This is a genomic window from Achromobacter aloeverae, assembly GCF_004121055.1.
Taxonomy (GTDB): domain Bacteria; phylum Pseudomonadota; class Gammaproteobacteria; order Burkholderiales; family Burkholderiaceae_B; genus Bordetella_C; species Bordetella_C aloeverae.
The window spans coordinates 100,269-120,369 of the sequence record NZ_PYAL01000005.1; the positions used below are offsets into that span (position 1 = coordinate 100,269).

The 20,101-nt window shown below is 63.5% G+C and carries 16 protein-coding genes, 4 tRNA genes and 1 pseudogene; 20 read left to right on the forward strand and 1 reads right to left on the reverse strand.

From position 1 onward, the window contains the following. Positions 1–2: 2 nt before the first annotated feature. The 5 genes from rsmG to C7R54_RS17180 are packed head-to-tail and all read left to right on the forward strand — an operon-like array spanning position 3 to position 4,284. On the forward strand, positions 3–713 hold the full coding sequence (gene rsmG / locus C7R54_RS17160; protein ID WP_377815512.1) for a 16S rRNA (guanine(527)-N(7))-methyltransferase RsmG: 711 nt from the start codon (positions 3–5) through the stop codon (positions 711–713). After that, entirely contained in the window at positions 710–1,510 is an 801-nt protein-coding gene (locus C7R54_RS17165) for a ParA family protein (protein WP_129151670.1), read from the forward strand. Before rsmG ends, C7R54_RS17165 begins: the two co-directional genes overlap by 4 nt. Before the next feature lie 5 nt (positions 1,511–1,515). Continuing rightward, complete coding sequence (locus tag C7R54_RS17170; RefSeq protein ID WP_129151671.1) at positions 1,516–2,310, forward strand: GNAT family N-acetyltransferase; 795 nt, start codon at positions 1,516–1,518, stop codon at positions 2,308–2,310. 22 nt (positions 2,311–2,332) lie between these two features. Continuing rightward, positions 2,333–3,247, forward strand: coding sequence for a ParB/RepB/Spo0J family partition protein (locus C7R54_RS17175; RefSeq protein ID WP_129151672.1), 915 nt, complete (start codon positions 2,333–2,335; stop codon positions 3,245–3,247). A gap of 2 nt (positions 3,248–3,249) precedes the next feature. Continuing rightward, a complete protein-coding gene (locus C7R54_RS17180) occupies positions 3,250–4,284 on the forward strand; it encodes an asparaginase (protein ID WP_129151673.1) in 1,035 nt (344 codons plus the stop codon). A 46-nt stretch (positions 4,285–4,330) separates the two neighbouring features. Here C7R54_RS17180 and C7R54_RS17185 read toward each other — a convergent pair whose 3' ends face one another. After that, entirely contained in the window at positions 4,331–5,104 is a 774-nt protein-coding gene (locus C7R54_RS17185) for a DeoR/GlpR family DNA-binding transcription regulator (protein ID WP_129151674.1), read from the reverse strand. A 131-nt stretch (positions 5,105–5,235) separates the two neighbouring features. Here C7R54_RS17185 and C7R54_RS29260 point away from each other — a divergent pair. The 15 genes and pseudogenes from C7R54_RS29260 to rpoC form a co-directional block, all read left to right on the forward strand. Next, positions 5,236–5,295: pseudogene (locus C7R54_RS29260) on the forward strand (hypothetical protein); the annotation flags it as partial. A 73-nt stretch (positions 5,296–5,368) separates the two neighbouring features. Next, entirely contained in the window at positions 5,369–5,713 is a 345-nt protein-coding gene (locus C7R54_RS29265) for a hypothetical protein (protein ID WP_240039578.1), read from the forward strand. Next, positions 5,692–5,778, forward strand: a tRNA-Tyr gene (locus C7R54_RS17195). The genes C7R54_RS29265 and C7R54_RS17195 overlap by 22 nt, the downstream gene beginning before the upstream one ends. A gap of 397 nt (positions 5,779–6,175) precedes the next feature. Next, positions 6,176–6,249 (forward strand) — tRNA-Gly (locus C7R54_RS17200). A gap of 84 nt (positions 6,250–6,333) precedes the next feature. Beyond that, positions 6,334–6,408 (forward strand) — tRNA-Thr (locus C7R54_RS17205). A gap of 47 nt (positions 6,409–6,455) precedes the next feature. Then, on the forward strand, positions 6,456–7,646 hold the full coding sequence (gene tuf, locus C7R54_RS17210) for an elongation factor Tu (RefSeq protein ID WP_129151675.1): 1,191 nt from the start codon (positions 6,456–6,458) through the stop codon (positions 7,644–7,646). Positions 7,647–7,901: 255 nt separating this feature from the next. Next, positions 7,902–7,977: transfer RNA gene (locus tag C7R54_RS17215), tRNA-Trp, on the forward strand. A gap of 125 nt (positions 7,978–8,102) precedes the next feature. After that, entirely contained in the window at positions 8,103–8,483 is a 381-nt protein-coding gene (secE, locus tag C7R54_RS17220) for a preprotein translocase subunit SecE (protein WP_129151676.1), read from the forward strand. A gap of 10 nt (positions 8,484–8,493) precedes the next feature. Then, entirely contained in the window at positions 8,494–9,027 is a 534-nt protein-coding gene (gene nusG, locus C7R54_RS17225; protein ID WP_129151677.1) for a transcription termination/antitermination protein NusG, read from the forward strand. Between the two features lie 65 nt (positions 9,028–9,092). Beyond that, complete coding sequence (rplK, locus tag C7R54_RS17230; RefSeq protein ID WP_129151678.1) at positions 9,093–9,524, forward strand: 50S ribosomal protein L11; 432 nt, start codon at positions 9,093–9,095, stop codon at positions 9,522–9,524. A 2-nt stretch (positions 9,525–9,526) separates the two neighbouring features. After that, positions 9,527–10,231, forward strand: coding sequence for a 50S ribosomal protein L1 (gene rplA, locus C7R54_RS17235; protein ID WP_129151679.1), 705 nt, complete (start codon positions 9,527–9,529; stop codon positions 10,229–10,231). Positions 10,232–10,509: 278 nt separating this feature from the next. Beyond that, positions 10,510–11,040: a 50S ribosomal protein L10 gene (gene rplJ / locus C7R54_RS17240; protein ID WP_129151680.1), complete on the forward strand. Its 531-nt coding sequence runs from the start codon at positions 10,510–10,512 to the stop codon at positions 11,038–11,040. 78 nt (positions 11,041–11,118) lie between these two features. Then, a complete protein-coding gene (gene rplL / locus C7R54_RS17245; protein ID WP_129151681.1) occupies positions 11,119–11,499 on the forward strand; it encodes a 50S ribosomal protein L7/L12 in 381 nt (126 codons plus the stop codon). 168 nt (positions 11,500–11,667) lie between these two features. Next, positions 11,668–15,780 (forward strand): DNA-directed RNA polymerase subunit beta, encoded by a 4,113-nt coding sequence (gene rpoB / locus C7R54_RS17250; protein ID WP_129151682.1) that lies wholly within the window; start codon positions 11,668–11,670, stop codon positions 15,778–15,780. Further along, positions 15,780–20,030, forward strand: a complete 4,251-nt coding sequence (gene rpoC, locus C7R54_RS17255; RefSeq protein ID WP_129151683.1) for a DNA-directed RNA polymerase subunit beta' — start codon at positions 15,780–15,782, stop codon at positions 20,028–20,030. The genes rpoB and rpoC overlap by 1 nt, the downstream gene beginning before the upstream one ends. The last annotated feature ends 71 nt before the right edge of the window (positions 20,031–20,101 follow it).

Below are 20,101 nucleotides of genomic sequence, written 5' to 3' on the forward strand. Positions count from 1 at the left end.
CTTTGAACGCGGCCGCGCGCGGCGCCTCGGCGCCGGCCAGGCCTTCGGCCACGGATCCGGCCGCGCGCGTGCGCGCGTGCTGCGCAGAACTGGATCTGGACGTCAGCGATCTCCAGGTCCGGCAGCTCCTGGACTATCTCGCGCAGCTGCAACGGTGGAACCGCACGTACAACCTGACCGCCTTGCGCGATCCCGAGCAGATGCTCGTGCACCACGTTTTCGACAGCTTGGCCGTTGTCGCGCCGCTGGACCGCGCCATGCCCGCCAATGGCAAGCTCTATGACATCGGCGCGGGCGCCGGCCTGCCAGGCGTCATTCTGGCCATCATGCGGCCGGCCTGGCGTATCAGCTGCGTGGACGCCGTCGAGAAGAAAACCGCCTTCGTACGCCAGATGAGCGGCGTGCTCGGCCTGTCCAATTTGCAGGCCGTGCATGCGCGCGTCGAGCAACTGGAACCGGCGGCCTGCGATGTCGTCACGTCTCGCGCATTCGCTTCCTTGCGCGACTTCGCCGACCTTGCCGGACGTCATGTGGCCGACGATGGTACCCTCGTCGCCTTGAAGGGAAAAAAGCCGGACGATGAGATCGGCGAGCTGCAGTTGCAAGGTGCATGGCGCATCGAGGACATCCAGCCCATCGCGGTGCCGGAACTCGATGCGCAGCGCTGCCTTATCTGGATGCGCCGCGCGAGCGGCAGCCTAGGAACCCCATGAGCACTACTCCCCCCAACAAACCCGCGCGGGTATTTTGCATTGCGAATCAGAAGGGCGGTGTCGGCAAGACCACGACCGCCATCAACCTGGCCGCCGGCCTGGCCACGCATGGCAGGCGTGTGCTGCTGGTCGATCTCGATCCGCAGGGGAACGCCACCATGGGGAGCGGCATCGACAAGAGTTCGCTCGAATCCAATCTCTATCAAGTGCTGATCGGCGACACCACGATCGCCAATGCCCGCGTGCGCTCGGAGGTCGGCGGCTACGACGTGTTGCCGGCCAACCGAGAGTTGGCGGGCGCCGAGATCGACCTTGTCCAGATGGAAGAGCGCGAACGCCAGCTCAAGGCCGCGATCGACACGGTCGCCGATGACTACGACTTCGTCCTCATCGACTGCCCGCCCACCTTGTCCCTGCTGACCCTGAACGGGCTGGCCGCGGCGCATGGCGTCATCATTCCCATGCAGTGCGAATACTTCGCGCTGGAAGGCCTGTCCGATCTCGTCAACACGATCAAGCGCGTGCATCGCAACATCAATCCCGAACTGCGCGTCATCGGCTTGCTGCGCGTGATGTTCGACGCGCGCATGACCCTGCAGCAGCAAGTGTCCGCGCAGCTGGAGGCGCACTTCGGCGACAAGGTGTTCTCGACCATCGTGCCGCGCAACGTGCGCCTGGCCGAAGCGCCCAGCCATGGCCTGCCCGGTGTGGTCTATGACCGCGCATCGCGCGGCGCGCAAGCCTATATCTCGTTCGGCGCGGAGATGATAGAACGCGTCAAGACACTTTCCAGTTGACCCCTATGCAAACGATCGATGCCGATATGGCCGTGGCCACTCGCGATCCGCTCACCGCGCGCATGGAAGAAGCCGCGCTGAACGCGACCGTGGTTCGCGAACAGATGCTCTATGACGGCTGGCTCATGCGTTGGGCCAACGCCAAGGCGCGCCGCGCGCGCAGCATCAATCCCATCGCCGCGCCGTTGATCGATATCGAGGAAAAGCTGGCTTTCTGCCGGGCGCATTATCAGCGTGTCGGACGACCCCTGATTTTCCGCATCAATTCGGCATGCGCGGATGCCGGGCTGGATGCACGCCTGGCGCAGCGCGGTTACGCGCGCATCGATGAAACGCTGGTCATGGCGGTCGAACTGCCCGCGTCCCGGCCTTCGACGGCGCCGGTGCTGCGCTACGAGACCGGCACGCCCGAGCAGTTCGCCGAGGTCACCGGCGCCTTGCGCGACTATGGCGCCGAGCATGTGCGCGAGCATCGACAGCGCCTGTCCGACATCGCCGTGCCCAGCGCGCGCGTACTCGCGCGCGACGCCGACGGCCGCATCGTCGGCGCTGGCCTGGCGGTAATGGATGGCGGCCTGGTGGGCGTGTTCGACGTCGTCGTGGTCCCCGAGGCGCGGCGTCGGGGCTACGGCCGTGCGCTGGTGGAGCACCTGCTGGCGCAAGGCGTGACGCATGGCGCACGCCACGCCTACCTGCAGGTCGAATCGGGTAATGAGGCCGCGCGCAAACTGTATGGCGCGATGGGGTTCGCCGAGCGCTACCGTTATTGGTATCGCGCGCCGCAAGCACCGCAAGAGTAACCAGCTTCGCAAGGATAGCTATATGGCGACAAAAAAACCTAAAGGCTTGGGGCGCGGGCTCGATGCTCTACTGGGCGCCGACGCGCCGGCCATCGAGACCTTGGGCAAGAAGGAAGTCAAGGAAGAGGGCCCTCCCTCGGTATTGCCGGTCACGCGGATGCGCGCCGGCAAGTACCAGCCCCGCACGCGCATGGACGAAGGTGCGCTGACCGAGCTGGCGGATTCGATCCGCACGCAAGGCATCATGCAGCCCATCCTGGTGCGGGCCCTGCCGGACCTGCCTGGCGAGTATGAAATCATCGCCGGCGAGCGCCGCTTCCGCGCCGCCCAATTGGCCGGGTTGAAGGAAGTGCCCGTCCTCGTGCGCGATGTGGCCGACGAAAACGCCGCGGTGATGGCGTTGATCGAGAACATCCAGCGCGAAGACCTCAATCCGTTGGAAGAAGCGCAAGGCGTGCGTCGCCTGCTGGACGAGTTCGGGCTGACGCACGAACAGGCGGCCCAGGCGATCGGTCGTTCGCGGTCGGCCACCAGCAACCTGCTGCGCCTGCTCAATCTCGCCGCGCCGGTACAGACCATGCTGCTGGCCGGCGACGTGGACATGGGACATGCGCGCGCCTTGCTGGCCGTCGATGCGGCGACGCAGATACAGCTGGCCAACCTGATCGTCGCCAAGCGCCTGTCGGTGCGCGAGGCGGAAAAGCTCGTGACCGCGGCCGGCATGGCGGCGGAGCCCGTCGAACGCAAGAAGAAAGCCGGCGTTTCACGCGACGTCACGCGGCTGGAGGAAGCCTTGTCCGATTTCCTCGGCACGCGTGTCGCGTTGAAGATCGGCGCGCGCGAGCGTGGACAGATCGTGATCGATTTCCACGGCTGGGATCATCTGAATGCGCTGCTTGAAAAGCAGGGGATGTCCGGCGTCCTCGACGAGGCCTGAGCATGTCCACACAGCCCCACCTGTCCGCGCGGACCGCAAGCAGCGATGATTCCCAGCCCTTGATCGCCGTGCTCGCCACGGGCGGCACCATCGCTGGCGTGCAGGCTGCCGCCACGGCCTCGTCCTACGTGGCCGGCAGCATCTCGGTCGAGCAGCTCATGGCCTCCGTGCCGCAGCTCGCCGGCCTGGCGCGCCTGCGCACGGAACAGGTTGCCAATGTGGGCAGCCAGAACATGACACACGCCGTGTGGCAGGCGCTGGCGGCGCGCGTCGACATGTTGGATGCCGATGACGAGGTGCAAGGCATCGTCATCACGCATGGCACCGACACGCTGGAGGAAACCGCTTTTTTCCTCGGCCTTACAGCGCCCGCGCGCAAACCGCTGGTGCTGGTCGGCGCCATGCGGCCCGCCACCGCGCTGAGCCCGGACGGACCCGCCAACCTGTATGCGGCCGTGGCGTTGGCGCGCCATCGCCTGGCGAAGGGACGCGGGCCGCTGGTGGTCATGAATGGCGACATCCACGCCGCGCGCGACGTACAGAAAGTTGCCGCCAGCGGCATCAACGCCTTTGCTTCGCCCAATGGCGGCCGCGTCGGCGTGATGGTCGGCGTGGACCCCCTGTTCCACGGCCCCGCGCAGCCCGCGCCTGAACGCTATCCGTTGGATACCCTGGGCCCGGCCGCGCAATGGCCGCGCGTGGCCATCGTGCATGCGCACGCGGATTTGCAGGCGGACGTGGTCGATGCGCTGGCGGCCTTGTACGACGGCCTGGTGCTCGCCGGCGTGGGGGACGGCAACGCGACGGATGCCGCGATCGACGCGCTCAAGCGCGCGGCCGCGCAGGGCGTGGCGGTCGTGCGAGCCAGCCGCACGGGTAGCGGCTACGTCGGCCGTGGCGCCGAGATCGACGATGACCAGGCCGGCTTCGTTGCCGCGGGCGATCTATCGCCGCAAAAGGCGCGCGTGCTGCTGATGCTTGCGTTGACGCGCACCCGGGATCCCGCGCGTCTGCAGGCCATTTTCGACAATCGCTGAACGCGCGCGGCGGCGCGCACGCAGCCTGTTGCGTTCGCTGCGGATATCACGCGATCACTATTTCTCCCACGGCGGCAGCCAGCGCATCGTAGCCCTCCTGGCCCTGCGTACGCCGATTGGTGAAGACCGTCGTGATGCGCTCTGCCGGCCAGTAGGAGACGCGCGCCGTCGCCCCCAGCCGGGTATCGTCGGCCATCACCAGGACCTGGCGCGCATTGCCCGCCATCGCGCGCGCGACTTCCGCGCTGGCCAGGTCGTCATGTGCCGCGCCGTGGCGCGCATCCAGTCCGACAGGGCAGAGCAGGGCGGCATCGGCGCGAAAGCGATGGATCTGCGCGACGGTATGCTCTCCCTGCGTGGCATCGGCATGCGGCGCCAGTTCGCCGCCCAGCACTAGCACGCGCCTTGCCTGCGCACCGCCCTCACGCGTGGCGGCCCGCAGGCGCAAGGCCACGACGAAGGCATTGGTGACAATAAGCAGATCTTCGATCGCCGCCAGCGCATCGGCCACGTAAAGTGCCATTTCGCCCGCCTCGATGAACACCGTCTGTCCCGGCTGCACGCGCGCCGCGGCCGCGCGTGCGATCAACCGTTCATGGCGTCCGGCGGCGCCTCGCGCGCCCGCGGCCGCTGACGCGGGATCAAGCGATACCACGCCGCCGTGCGTCCGCCGCAAGGCGCCCTGTGCTTCCAGCTCGATGAGATCACGCCGCACGGTCTCGCGCGACACGCCCAGTTCCTCGACGATGCGGTCCGTGGTCACGCTGTGCAAGGTGGCCACGATGTTGCGTATGCGCCGGTATCGGTCTTCCTGCCACATGGATCGCTCCGTATCTGTCGGATGCGTCCGTGTTTCCGCAAGCCCGGGCGGGCTCCGACCCGGCCTATGTTTGCAGAGTTGCCATGAGGTGTCCAGGCGCGGTGTCCAGGCGCCGGCATGGCCGCGCGGCCATGCGGGAACTTGCGCAGCGTTGGCAGGCGCCCGTGGCATTGTCGTTTCGCCGCCATGACCTGTTTCCCGCCACGCACCCGCTGTACGTGGGAGAACTGGGGCTGGCGAACCCGGCGCGCGCCCGCCGATGGCGTGGACTTCGCCGAGGTCGTGCACAGCGTGGCGCGCCATGCACCGGCCGACGTCGCGATCTGCGTGGACGCCGGCACATTCGCCGCGCCGGTCTACCTGCACTTCCCCTTTGTTTATCCGCAGCGGCTGATGGCGCCCATCGACGGCGCCATGGGCTACGGCGTGCCCGCGGCCGTTGCCACGGCGCTGCGTCGTGGCAACGGCCGAGATCGTCTGCATGGTCGGCGACGCCAGCTTGCAGTGCGTGCTGCCGACGACGACGAAAATCCCCCACATCGTTTGACAAGCAAAACAAACATCTCCATAATCTCGAATTCTCCGCTGGAGGGGTGCCCGAGTGGTTAAAGGGGGCAGACTGTAAATCTGTTGGCCTTGCGCCTACATTGGTTCGAATCCAATCCCCTCCACCAGAATTCTTCAGCGGCATGTGAAAGCGTGTCGTAGCAGGGACGGTAGCAAAGCAGTAGCGGTGGTGAGCGAGCGCGGTGTTGTTTCAGCGATGCTTGCTCCCAGACCGAAGTGGATGACCGAATCCAGGCGCGGTTTGCCTGGATTTGCAATGTCTGGCGTATGCTTTGCGCCTTTGCCGGGTGCGGCGGTCGGGATGATTCCTGGCGGCGGTTCCTGCAGCAACCTGCGGAATGTTGGGGCGGAGAGCGTAGTGGCAGGTATCGTGGTCGGTATCGGCTTTGTTGTGGCAGGAAGCCGCGCCGTCGTGTGACGGTGAGTTGTTTGGCAGTGGTTGTACAGGCAGTAGGCAAGTAGTAGTAAGTAGTACCAGTCGTCGCAGTGCGGGCTGAGGGTAACGCGGGTGTAGCTCAATGGTAGAGCAGAAGCCTTCCAAGCTTACGACGAGGGTTCGATTCCCTTCACCCGCTCCATGCACGCTGGCACGCAGTAGTTGTTGTGCAGTAGTTGTCAAGAAATCGGCAGTACCGTACGGCAGTTAAACGTACAAGATTTTCGCCCATGTGGCTCAGTGGTAGAGCACTCCCTTGGTAAGGGAGAGGTCACGCGTTCGATCCGCGTCATGGGCACCAATTTTTGTGTCTTCTCTTAGTTCGCACATCCAGGTCAGGAGTCAGCCATGGCAAAAGGCAAGTTTGAACGTACCAAGCCGCACGTGAACGTGGGCACGATCGGTCACGTTGACCACGGCAAGACGACGCTGACGGCAGCGATCACGACGGTGCTGTCGACGAAGTTTGGCGGCGAAGCCAAGGGCTACGACCAGATCGACGCGGCGCCGGAAGAGAAGGCGCGCGGCATCACGATCAACACGGCGCACGTGGAATACGAAACGGCGACGCGTCACTACGCGCACGTTGACTGCCCGGGCCACGCTGACTATGTGAAGAACATGATCACGGGCGCGGCGCAGATGGACGGCGCGATCCTGGTGGTGTCGGCCGCCGACGGCCCGATGCCGCAAACGCGTGAACACATCCTGCTGAGCCGCCAGGTTGGCGTGCCGTACATCATCGTCTTCCTGAACAAGGCGGACATGGTGGACGACGCCGAGCTGCTGGAGCTGGTGGAAATGGAAGTTCGCGAACTGCTGAGCAAGTACGACTTCCCGGGCGACGACACGCCGATCGTGAAGGGTTCGGCCAAGCTGGCGCTGGAAGGCGACAAGGGCGAACTGGGCGAGCAGGCCATCCTGGCGCTGGCCGATGCGCTGGACTCGTACATCCCGACGCCTGAGCGCGCCATCGACGGCACGTTCCTGATGCCGGTGGAAGACGTGTTCTCGATCTCGGGTCGCGGCACGGTGGTGACCGGCCGTATCGAGCGCGGTGTGGTGAAGGTCGGCGAGGAAATCGAAATCGTGGGCATCAAGCCGACGGTGAAGACGACCTGCACGGGCGTGGAAATGTTCCGCAAGCTGCTGGACCAAGGTCAAGCGGGCGACAACGTGGGTATCCTGCTGCGCGGCACCAAGCGCGAAGACGTCGAGCGCGGCCAGGTTCTGGCCAAGCCGGGTTCGATCAACCCGCACACGGACTTCACCGCCGAGGTGTACATCCTGTCCAAGGAAGAAGGCGGCCGTCACACCCCGTTCTTCAACGGCTATCGTCCCCAGTTCTACTTCCGTACGACGGACGTGACGGGCACGATCGACCTGCCCAAGGACAAGGAAATGGTCCTGCCGGGTGACAACGTGTCGATGACCGTGCGCCTGCTGGCCCCGATCGCCATGGAAGAAGGCCTGCGCTTCGCCATCCGCGAAGGCGGCCGTACCGTCGGCGCCGGCGTCGTCGCTTCCATCATCAAGTAAGCATAAAAGCGACAAAAGCGAGGGGGCGAAATGCCCCCTTTGCTTTTGTCCGCAATATTCCCTTTACACGGGAATAGAAAAGGTAGTACTATGGATGGTTCCGCGAGGTTCCATCCTTCGTTTTTGAAGGTCGGGTGTCCAAGCAGGGTAATTCACGTCATAAGTGCATCACATACAAGTGGTGCATTCATGTGGTGAGGCCTGTGGAAACACGCTCGGAAAGCTGTGCGGGCACAGTGGAAAAAGCCCAGCTGTAGGGGTATAGCTCAATTGGCAGAGCGTCGGTCTCCAAAACCGAAGGTTGTAGGTTCGATTCCTACTGCCCCTGCCACCACAGCGCTGGCCAGTGGTTATGTTTTCCGACCATGAGCCCGGCTTCCGCCGTCCCGCCTTCGTCCCCGTGGACTTCCGGAAAATATCGCAAGTCGCGCGCTTACGGCGGACTTGACTAGCAAAATGTCCAATACCAGCGTAGAAACTGTAACTAGTACCACGGATCGCCTCAAGCTGGCTCTGGCGGTGCTCGTCATCATTGCTGGAATCGTCGGGTTTTCGGTGCTCAGCGAGCAGCCCATGCCGGCTCGCATCGGCGTTTTCGTCGGTGGCCTGCTTCTGGCCGCCCTCATTGCCTGGTTCAGCGAACCTGGCCGCCGCACGTTGAGCTTCGCCAGCGAGTCCTATAACGAAGTCAAGCGGGTGTCCTGGCCCACGCGCAAGGAAACGACGCAGATGACGGGTATCGTCTTCGCGTTCGTGGCCGCAATGGGTATCTTCATGTGGGTGCTCGACAAGGGCATCGAATGGATCATTTACGGCCTGTTGTTGGGCTGGAAATAAGGGACGGCAAATGAGCAAGCGTTGGTATGTCGTCCATGTGTATTCCGGCATGGAAAAGAGCGTCCAGAAGGCGCTGATCGAGCGCATCGACCGTGCGGCTCTGCAAACCTCTTTCGGCCGTATTCTCGTGCCGTCCGAAGAAGTGGTCGAAATGCGCGGCGGACAAAAGTCGATCTCCGAACGGCGGATCTTTCCCGGCTATGTGCTGGTTGAGATGGATCTGACCGACGAGACCTGGCACCTGGTGAAGAACACCAACCGCGTCACCGGCTTCCTGGGTGGCTCGGGCAACCGTCCGTCGCCGATTTCCGAGAAGGAAGTCGAAAAGATCCTCTCCCAGATGGAAGAGGGTGTGGAAAAACCGCGTCCCAAGATCCTCTTCGAAGTGGGTGAAATGGTACGCGTCAAGGAAGGTCCGTTTGCTGACTTCAACGGCAACGTCGAAGAAGTCAACTACGAGAAGAGCAAGGTGCGTGTGTCCGTCACCATTTTTGGTCGCGCCACGCCCGTCGAACTGGATTTCAGTCAGGTCGAAAAGACCTGATTTTTCAACCCCGGGGAGCCGTCCGCTTGCGCGGTAACGGCGTTTGAACCCGCAAGGAGCAAAGCATGGCGAAGAAGATCGTCGGCTTTATCAAGCTGCAAGTGCCGGCTGGTAAGGCTAACCCCTCTCCCCCGATCGGTCCGGCGCTGGGTCAGCGCGGCCTGAACATCATGGAATTCTGCAAGGCGTTCAACGCCAAGACGCAGGGCATGGAGCCCGGTCTGCCGATTCCGGTGGTGATCACCGCTTTCGCGGACAAGAGCTTCACCTTCGTGATGAAGACGCCGCCCGCGACCATTCTGATCAAGAAGGCCGCCGGTGTGCAAAAGGGTTCGCCCAAGCCCCATACCGACAAGGTCGGCAAGCTGACGCGCGCCCAGGCTGAAGAAATCGCCAAGACCAAGGAACCCGACCTGACGGCCGGCGACCTGGAAGCCGCCGTTCGCACGATCGCGGGCAGCGCCCGCAGCATGGGCATCACCGTGGAGGGCATCTGATCATGGCAAAACTGTCCAAGCGTACCGCCGCTCTGCGTGAAAAGATCGATCGCACCAAGCTGTATCCGGTTGCCGATGCCCTGAACCTGGTCAAGGAAACCGCCACGGCCAAGTTCGATGAGTCCATCGACGTCGCCGTGCAGCTGGGTATCGACCCCAAGAAGTCGGACCAACTGGTCCGTGGTTCCGTGGTGCTGCCGGCCGGTACCGGCAAGTCCGTGCGCGTCGCCGTGTTCGCCCAGGGCGACAAGGCTGAAGCCGCCAAGGCCGCCGGCGCCGACATCGTCGGTCTGGAAGACCTGGCTGACCAGATCAAGGCTGGCCAAATGGACTTCGACGTGGTCATCGCCTCGCCCGACACCATGCGTGTCGTCGGCGCCCTGGGTCAGATCCTGGGCCCGCGTGGCCTGATGCCGAACCCCAAGGTCGGCACCGTGACGCCCGACGTCGCCACCGCCGTGAAGAACGCCAAGGCAGGTCAGGTGCAGTACCGCACCGACAAGGCCGGCATCATTCACGCCACCATTGGCCGCGCCTCCTTTGGCGTGGAACAACTGCAAAGCAACCTGGCTGCCCTGGTCGACGCCCTGCAAAAGGCGCGTCCGGCTGCTGCCAAGGGCGTGTATCTGCGCAAGCTGGCCGTCTCGTCCACGATGGGCGGCGGTGCTCGCGTCGAAATCGCCTCGCTGTCCGCCACCGCCGCCTAAGCGGTCGCTGTTCAGCAAACGAACTTTGGGCTGCGTCCGGTCAACCGGCCGGACGTTGCTGTCAAAGACCGCTGGAGCGGATGCCGGCGGTCCTCGTTTCCCGGCAACGGGAAGGGAAGGCCCGGCCTCTGCTTAATCCCGAAGCCCGTCTGGTTCGGATCCAGCGTAGACGGCGTCCCATGGAAGAATTCTTTACCTGAAGAACTCGACCAGGTCGCCGCATTCGGTTGACGCCCAGGGATTATCCCCGAAGCGTCTTTTGATGGAGTGTTCAAACCGTGAGTCTCAATCGCCAAGAGAAAGCAGTGGTGATCGAGGAAGTCTCGGCGCAGGTCGCCAAGGCTCAATCGATTGTCATCGCCGAGTACCGTGGTCTGGACGTCGCCTCTGTCACCGTACTGCGCAAGACTGCGCGTGAATCGGGCGTGTACCTGCGTGTTCTGAAGAACTCGCTGGCTCGTCGCGCTGTTGCTGGCACGGCCTTCGAGCCGATCGCCGAGCAACTGACCGGTCCGCTGATCTATGGTATCAGCGTCGATCCGGTAGCGCCGGCCAAGGTCCTCGCTACTTTCGCCAAAACCAACGACAAGCTGGTTATCAAGGGCGGCTCCCTGCCGGGCAGCCTCTTGAGCAAAAACGGTGTAGAGGCCCTGGCCTCGCTGCCGTCCCGCGAAGAGTTGTTGGCCAAGCTGCTGGGCACCATGCAAGCCCCGATCGCGCAATTCGCACGTACGCTCAACGAAGTTCCGACCAAGTTCGCCCGCGGCCTCGCTGCCGTGCGCGATCAAAAGGAAAAGGCCGCGGCGTAATCGCTGCTGCCCTGGACTTCGCTGTACGACCGAGCGACAACCAAACCCTGGCATTACCAAAATCTGGAGTTCTTAAAAATGGCCCTTAACAAAGCTGAAATCCTTGACGCCATCGCTGGCCTGACCGTTCTCGAACTGTCGGAACTGATCAAGGATCTGGAAGAGAAGTTCGGCGTGTCGGCTGCTGCCGCCGCTGTTGCCGTTGCCGCCCCCGCTGCTGGTGGCGCCGCCGCTGCCGCTGAAGAGCAGACCGAGTTCACCGTCGTCCTGGCTGAAGCCGGCGCGAACAAGGTCAGCGTCATCAAGGCCGTTCGCGAACTGACCGGTCTCGGTCTGAAGGAAGCGAAGGACCTGGTTGACGGCGCTCCGAAGCCCGTCAAGGAAGGCATCGCCAAGGCTGACGCCGAAGCCGCCAAGAAGAAGCTGGAAGAAGCCGGCGCCAAGGTCGAAGTCAAGTAAGACCTGCGTTGACTTGCCCGGGGACAGTGCAGTTTGCCGTCCCCGGGCTTTTGCGTTTCCAGAAAACCCTTTTTCCGCAGGGTCAGAAGGGTTTTCTGGAGTCGTATATCAGTGGTATCACCCCGGGCCGTGGTTTGACGGCCCATGCAACCTCGAGTCGGAGTGCTCATGCCTTACTCGTACACCGAAAAAAAGCGCATCCGCAAAAGCTTCGCCAAGCGTGAAGACGTCCAGAACGTACCTTTCCTGCTTGCAACGCAGCTGCAATCCTACCTAACTTTTCTGCAGGCGGAAACCGCCCCGTCGCAGCGAGCCAACGATGGGCTACAGGCGGCGTTCTCGTCGATATTCCCCATCGTCAGCCACAACGGAATGGCGCGTCTTGAGTTCGTCAGCTACGTGCTCGGCGAGCCGGTGTTCGATGTCAAGGAATGTCAACAACGTGGCCTGACCTATGCTTCGCCGCTGCGCGCCAAGGTGCGCCTGGTGCTGCTCGACCGCGAAGTCAGCAAGCCCACGGTCAAGGAAGTGAAGGAACAGGAAGTCTACATGGGCGAGATTCCGCTCATGACCGGCACCGGTTCCTTCGTCATCAACGGCACCGAGCGTGTCATCGTTTCGCAGCTGCACCGTTCCCCCGGCGTGTTCTTCGAGCACGACCGCGGCAAGACGCACAGCTCGGGCAAGCTGCTGTTCTCGGCCCGCGTGATTCCCTACCGCGGTTCCTGGCTGGACTTCGAGTTCGACCCCAAGGACGTCCTGTTCTTCCGTGTCGACCGTCGCCGCAAGATGCCCGTCACCATCCTGCTGAAGGCCATCGGCATGACGCCGGAATCCATCCTGGCCCACTTCTTCGACTTCGATAACTTCGAGTTGAAGAGCGAAGGCGGCATGATGGAATTCGTGCCCGAGCGCTGGAAGGGCGAAATGGCCCGCTTCGACATCTCCGATCGCAGCGGCAAGGTCATCGTCGAAAAAGACAAGCGCATCAACGCCAAGCACTTGCGCGACCTGGCTGCCGGCGGCATCCAGCGCATCTCCGTGCCCGAGGAATTCCTCTATGGCCGCGTGCTGGCGAAGAACATCGTCGACGCCGACACCGGCGAAGTCGTGGCCCGCGCCAACGACGAGATCACGGAAAGCGTGCTGAGCGCCCTGCGCGCCGCCAACGTGCTCGAGTTCCAGACCCTGTACACCAACGACCTGGATCGCGGCCCCTACATCTCGCAGACCCTGCGCACCGACGAAACGGCCGACCAGATGGCCGCCCGCGTCGCCATCTACCGCATGATGCGCCCTGGCGAGCCGCCTACCGAGGAAGCCGTCGAGGCCCTGTTCCAACGTCTCTTCTACAGCGAGGAGACGTACGACCTGTCGCGCGTCGGCCGCATGAAGGTCAACAGCCGCCTCGGTCGCGGCGAAGACATCACCGGTCCCATGACCCTGACGAACGAGGACATCCTCGAAACGATCAAGGTCCTGGTCGAGCTGCGTAACGGCCGTGGCCAGATCGACGATATCGATCACCTGGGCAATCGCCGCGTGCGCTGCGTCGGCGAACTGGCCGAGAACCAGTTCCGCGCCGGCCTGGTGCGTGTCGAGCGCGCCGTCAAGGAACGTCTGGGCCAGGCCGAGACGGAAAACCTGATGCCGCATGACCTGATCAACTCCAAGCCGATCTCGGCCGCCATCAAGGAGTTCTTCGGTTCGAGCCAGCTGTCCCAGTTCATGGACCAGACCAACCCGCTGTCGGAAATCACCCACAAGCGGCGCGTCTCGGCCCTGGGCCCGGGCGGTCTGACCCGCGAACGCGCCGGCTTCGAAGTGCGCGACGTGCATCCCACGCACTACGGCCGGGTGTGCCCGATCGAAACGCCGGAAGGCCCGAACATCGGCCTGATCAACTCGATGGCGCTGTATGCGCGCCTGAACGAGTACGGCTTCCTGGAAACCCCGTACCGCAAGATTATCGACGGCCGCGTCAGCGACCAGATCGACTATCTGTCGGCCATCGAGGAAAGCCACTACGTGATCGCGCAGGCCAACGCCGCGCTCGATAGCGAAGGCCGTTTCATCGACGACCTGGTGGCTTGCCGCGAAGCGGGCGAAACCATGTTGACCTCGCCGGCCAACGTGCACTACATGGACGTGGCGCCGTCGCAGATCGTGTCGGTCGCGGCCTCGCTGATTCCGTTCCTGGAGCACGATGACGCGAACCGCGCGCTGATGGGCGCCAACATGCAACGCCAGGCCGTGCCCTGCCTGCGTCCCGAGAAGCCCGTGGTCGGCACCGGCATCGAACGCACCGTGGCGGTCGACTCCGGCACCACCGTGCAGGCGCTGCGTGGCGGCGTGGTCGACCACGTCGACGCCGAGCGTGTCGTGATCCGCGTCAACGACGACGAAAACGTCGCCGGCGAAGTGGGCGTGGACATCTACAACCTCATCAAGTACACCCGTTCCAACCAGAACACCAACATCAACCAGCGTCCCATCGTCGCCCGCGGCGACAAGGTCGCCAAGGGCGATGTGCTGGCCGACGGCGCGTCGACGGACCTGGGCGAACTCGCCCTGGGCCAGAACATGCTGATCGCGTTCATGCCCTGGAACGGCTACAACTTCGAAGACTCGATCCTGATCTCCGAAAAGGTCGTGGCCGACGATCGCTATACCTCGATCCACATCGAGGAGCTGACCGTGGTCGCGCGCGATACCAAGCTCGGACCGGAAGAAATCACCCGCGACATCAGCAACCTGGCCGAAACCCAGCTGAACCGCCTGGATGAATCGGGCATCACGTACATCGGCGCCGAAGTCAGCGCCGACGACGTGCTGGTCGGCAAGGTCACGCCGAAGGGCGAGACCCAGCTGACGCCGGAAGAGAAGCTGCTGCGCGCGATCTTCGGCGAAAAGGCGTCGGACGTGAAGGACACGTCGCTGCGCGTGCCCTCGGGCATGACCGGCACGGTGATCGACGTCCAGGTCTTCACGCGCGAAGGCATCGTGCGCGACAAGCGCGCCCAGTCCATCATCGACGATGAACTGCGTCGCTATCGCCAGGACCTGAACGACCAGCTGCGCATCGTCGAGAACGACCAGTTCGATCGCCTCGAAAAGATGCTGGTGAACAAGACCGTCAACGGCGGCCCGCGCAAGCTGGCCAAGGGCGCGACCATCACCAAGGCCTATCTGGCCGACCTGGATCGCTGGCAGTGGTTCGACATCCGCCTGGCCGATGAACAGCACGCCGTCGTGCTGGAACAGGCCAAGGAATCGCTCGAACAGAAGCGCCACCAGTTCGACCTGGCCTTCGAGGAAAAGCGCAAGAAGCTGACGCAAGGCGACGAGCTGCCCCCGGGCGTGCTCAAGATGATCAAGGTCTACCTGGCCGTCAAGCGCCGCCTGCAGCCTGGCGACAAGATGGCCGGCCGTCACGGCAACAAGGGCGTGGTCTCGCGTATCACCCCGGTGGAAGACATGCCGCACATGGCCGACGGTACGCCCGCCGACATCGTGCTGAACCCGCTGGGCGTGCCGTCGCGGATGAACGTCGGCCAGGTGCTGGAAGTGCACTTGGGCTGGGCCGCGAAGGGCGTGGGCCATCGCATCGCCGACCTGCTGCGCGACGAGCGCACGGCGCAGGCCAAGTCGCTGCGCGCCTACCTGGAAAAGGTCTACAACACGACCGGTTCCGGTGCGCGCATCGACGAGCTGACCGATGACGAAGTCGTCGAGATGGCCAACAACCTGAAGAATGGTGTTCCCTTCGCCACGCCCGTGTTCGACGGCGCGACGGAAGAAGAAATCACCAAGATGCTGGAACTGGCCTACCCGGATGACGTCGCCAAGCGCATGCAGCTGACCGATACACGCACCCAGGCCTGGTTGTTCGACGGCCGCACCGGCGAGAAATTCGAGCGCCCGGTCACCGTGGGCTACATGCATTACCTGAAGCTGCACCACCTGGTCGACGACAAGATGCACGCGCGTTCGACCGGCCCGTACTCGCTCGTTACCCAGCAGCCGCTGGGCGGCAAGGCGCAGTTCGGTGGCCAGCGTTTCGGGGAAATGGAAGTGTGGGCCCTCGAAGCCTACGGCGCTTCCTACACCCTGCAGGAAATGCTCACGGTCAAGTCGGACGACATCACCGGTCGTACGAAGGTTTACGAAAACATTGTCAAGGGCGATCACGTCATCGACGCCGGCATGCCGGAATCGTTCAACGTGCTGGTCAAGGAAATCCGCTCGTTGGCCCTGGACATGGATTTGGAGCGTAACTAATGAAAGCGCTACTCGACCTATTCAAGCAAGTCTCGCAAGACGAGCAGTTCGATGCCATCAAGATCGGCATCGCCTCGCCCGAGAAAATCCGTTCGTGGTCCTACGGCGAAGTCCGTAAGCCCGAAACCATCAACTACCGCACGTTCAAGCCCGAGCGTGACGGCCTGTTCTGCTCGAAGATCTTCGGTCCCATCAAGGACTACGAGTGCTTGTGCGGCAAGTACAAGCGCCTGAAGCATCGTGGCGTGATCTGCGAAAAGTGCGGCGTGGAAGTCACCGTCGCCAAGGTGCGCCGCGAGCGCATGGGCCACATCGAGCTGGCCAGCCCCGTCGCGCACATCTGGTTCCTGAAGAGCCTGCCGTCGCGCCTGGGCATGGTGCTCGACATGACGCTGCGCGACATCGAGCGCGTGCTGTACTTCGAAGCCTGGTGCGTGATCGAACCCGGCATGACTCCGCTCAAACGCGGCCAGATCATGTCGGACGACGATTTCCTGGCCAAGACCGAGGAATACGGCGACGACTTCCGTGCCCTGATGGGCGCGGAGGCCGTGCGTGAACTGCTGCGCACCATCGACATCGACCGCGAAGTGGAAACGCTGCGCGGCGAACTGAAGGCCACCAGCTCGGAAGCGAAGATCAAGAAGATCTCCAAGCGCCTGAAGGTGCTGGAAGGCTTCCAGAAGTCCGGCATCAAGGCCGAGTGGATGGTCATGGAAGTGCTGCCCGTGCTGCCGCCGGACCTGCGTCCGCTGGTGCCGCTGGACGGCGGCCGCTTCGCGACCTCCGACTTGAACGACCTGTACCGCCGCGTCATCAACCGCAATAACCGCCTGAAGCGCCTGCTGGAACTGAAGGCGCCGGAAATCATCCTGCGCAACGAAAAGCGCATGCTGCAGGAAGCCGTTGATTCGCTGCTGGACAACGGTCGCCGCGGCAAGGCCATGACCGGCGCCAACAAGCGCCAGCTCAAGTCCCTGGCCGACATGATCAAGGGCAAGAGCGGCCGTTTCCGTCAGAACCTGCTGGGCAAGCGCGTCGACTACTCGGGCCGTTCGGTCATCGTGGTGGGTCCGCAGCTCAAGCTGCACCAGTGCGGCCTGCCCAAGCTGATGGCGCTGGAACTGTTCAAGCCCTTCATTTTCAATCGTCTGGAAATGATGGGCCTGGCCACGACCATCAAGGCCGCGAAGAAGCTGGTGGAAAGCCAGGAACCGGTGGTGTGGGACATCCTCGAAGAGGTGATCCGCGAGCACCCGGTCATGCTGAACCGCGCGCCGACGCTGCACCGCCTGGGCATCCAGGCGTTCGAGCCCGTGCTGATCGAAGGCAAGGCGATCCAGCTGCACCCGCTGGTTTGCGCGGCGTTCAACGCCGACTTCGACGGCGACCAGATGGCCGTCCACGTGCCGCTGTCGCTGGAAGCGCAGCTGGAAGCCCGCACCCTGATGCTGGCGTCCAACAACGTGCTGTTCCCGGCCAGCGGTGAACCGTCGATCGTGCCGTCGCAGGATATCGTGCTGGGTCTGTACTACACGACCCGCGAACGCATCAACGGCAAGGGCGAAGGCATTTTCTTCACCGACGTCGCTGAAGTGCAGCGTGCCTATGACAACGGCGAAGTCGAACTGCAGACGCGCATCACCGTGCGCCTGAAGGAATTCGAACGCGACGAGCAAGGCGAATGGCAGCCGGTCCTGCGCCGCCATGAAACCACGGTCGGCCGTGCGCTGCTGTCCGAGATCCTGCCCAAGGGCCTGCCCTTCACGGTGCTGAACAAGGCGCTGAAGAAGAAGGAAATCTCGCGCCTGATCAACCAGTCGTTCCGCCGTTGCGGCCTGCGCGACACGGTGATCTTCGCCGACAAGCTGATGCAGTCGGGCTTCCGCCTGGCCACGCGCGGTGGTATTTCGATCGCCATGGGCGACATGCTGATTCCTTCGGCCAAGGAAACCATCCTCGCCGAAGCCAGCAAGGAAGTGAAGGAAATCGACAAGCAGTACTCGTCGGGTCTGGTCACGTCCCAGGAACGCTACAACAACGTGGTGGACATCTGGGGCAAGGCCGGCGACAAGGTCGGCAAGGCGATGATGGAACAACTGGCCACCGAACCCGTGATCAACCGTCACGGCGAGGAAGTGCGCCAGGAATCGTTCAACTCCATCTACATGATGGCCGACTCGGGCGCCCGCGGTTCCGCGGCCCAGATTCGCCAGCTGGCCGGTATGCGCGGCCTGATGGCCAAGCCTGACGGCTCGATCATCGAGACGCCCATCACGGCGAACTTCCGTGAAGGCCTGAACGTGCTTCAGTACTTCATTTCGACGCACGGTGCGCGTAAGGGCCTGGCCGATACGGCGCTGAAGACCGCGAACTCGGGTTACCTGACCCGTCGTCTGGTCGACGTGACGCAAGACCTGGTCATCATCGAGAACGATTGCGGCACCTCGCAGGGTTACTCGATGAAGGCGCTGGTCGAAGGCGGCGAAGTCATCGAACCGCTGCGCGACCGCATCCTGGGCCGCGTTGCCGCGACCGACATCGTCAATCCGGACACGCAGGAAACGGCGATCGCTGCCGGCACCTTGCTGGACGAAGACCTGGTCGACACCATCGACCGCATCGGCGTGGACGAAGTCAAGGTCCGTACGCCGCTGACGTGCGAAACGCGTCATGGCCTGTGCGCGCACTGCTATGGCCGCGACCTGGGCCGCGGCTACATCGTCAACGTGGGCGAGGCCGTCGGTGTGATCGCGGCGCAGTCCATCGGCGAACCGGGCACGCAGCTGACGATGCGTACGTTCCACATCGGTGGCGCGGCGTCGCGTTCGGCCCTGGCCAGCGCGGTGGAGACGAAGTCGACCGGTACGGTGGGCTTCGCCAGCACCATGCGTTACGTGACCAACGCCAAGGGCGAGCGCATCGCGATTTCGCGTTCCGGTGAAATCGTCATCCACGACGACAACGGCCGCGAGCGCGAACGCCACAAGATCCCGTACGGCGCGACCGTGCTGGCCGGCGATGGCGAAGCCGTCAAGGCTGGCGCCCGCCTGGCGACCTGGGATCCGCTGACCCGCCCCATCGTGTCGGAATACGCCGGCCAGGTGCGCTTCGAGAACATCGAGGAAGGCGTTACCGTCGCCAAGCAGGTGGACGAAGTCACCGGCCTGTCGACCCTGGTCGTCATCACGCCGAAGACGCGCGGCGGCAAGATCGTCATGCGTCCTCAGATCAAGCTGGTCAACGAGAACGGCGAAGAGGTCAAGATCGCCGGCACCGATCACTCGGTGAACATCTCGTTCCCGGTGGGCGCGCTGATCACCGTGCGCGACGCGCAGCAGGTGTCCGTGGGTGAAGTGCTGGCGCGTATTCCGCAGGAATCGCAGAAGACCCGCGACATTACCGGCGGTCTGCCGCGCGTGGCCGAGCTGTTCGAAGCCCGTTCGCCCAAGGACGCCGGCATGCTGGCCGACGTCACCGGCACGGTTTCGTTCGGCAAGGACACCAAGGGCAAGCAGCGTCTGGTCATTACCGACCTGGAAGGCATCAGCCACGAGTTCCCGATTCCGAAGGAAAAGCAGGTGCTGGTGCACGACGGCCAGGTGGTGAACAAGGGCGAAATGATCGTCGACGGTCCGGCCGACCCGCACGACATCCTGCGTTTGCAGGGTATCGAGAAGCTGGCGACCTATATCGTCGACGAAGTCCAGGACGTGTACCGTCTGCAGGGCGTGAAGATCAACGACAAGCACATCGAAGTGATTGTTCGTCAGATGCTGCGCCGTGTGAATATCGTTGACGCGGGCGATACCGAGTTCATCACCGGCGAGCAGGTCGAGCGTTCGGAACTGCTGAACGAGAACGACCGCGTCGAGGCCGATGGCAAGCGTGGCGCTTCCTACGACAACGTCTTGCTGGGTATCACGAAGGCGTCGCTGTCCACCGATTCGTTCATCTCCGCCGCTTCCTTCCAGGAAACGACGCGGGTGCTGACCGAAGCGGCCATCATGGGCAAGCGCGACGATCTGCGTGGCCTGAAGGAAAACGTCATCGTGGGTCGCCTGATCCCGGCGGGTACCGGCCTGGCCTATCACCTTGCCCGCAAGGACAAGGAAGCCCTGGAAGCGGCGGAACGCGAAGCCGCGCGCCAGATGGCCAACCCGTTCGAGGACGCCCCGGTTACGGTGGAGACCGAGCACGACGCGCAGCCGGAAGCCCCGGCAGCCGGCGGCGAGGACAACGCCAGCTAAGCCGTACCCCGGCTGCCGCCACCGCAAGGTGGCTGGCGGCGGACATGAAAACCCCATGCAGCCTATGCGCT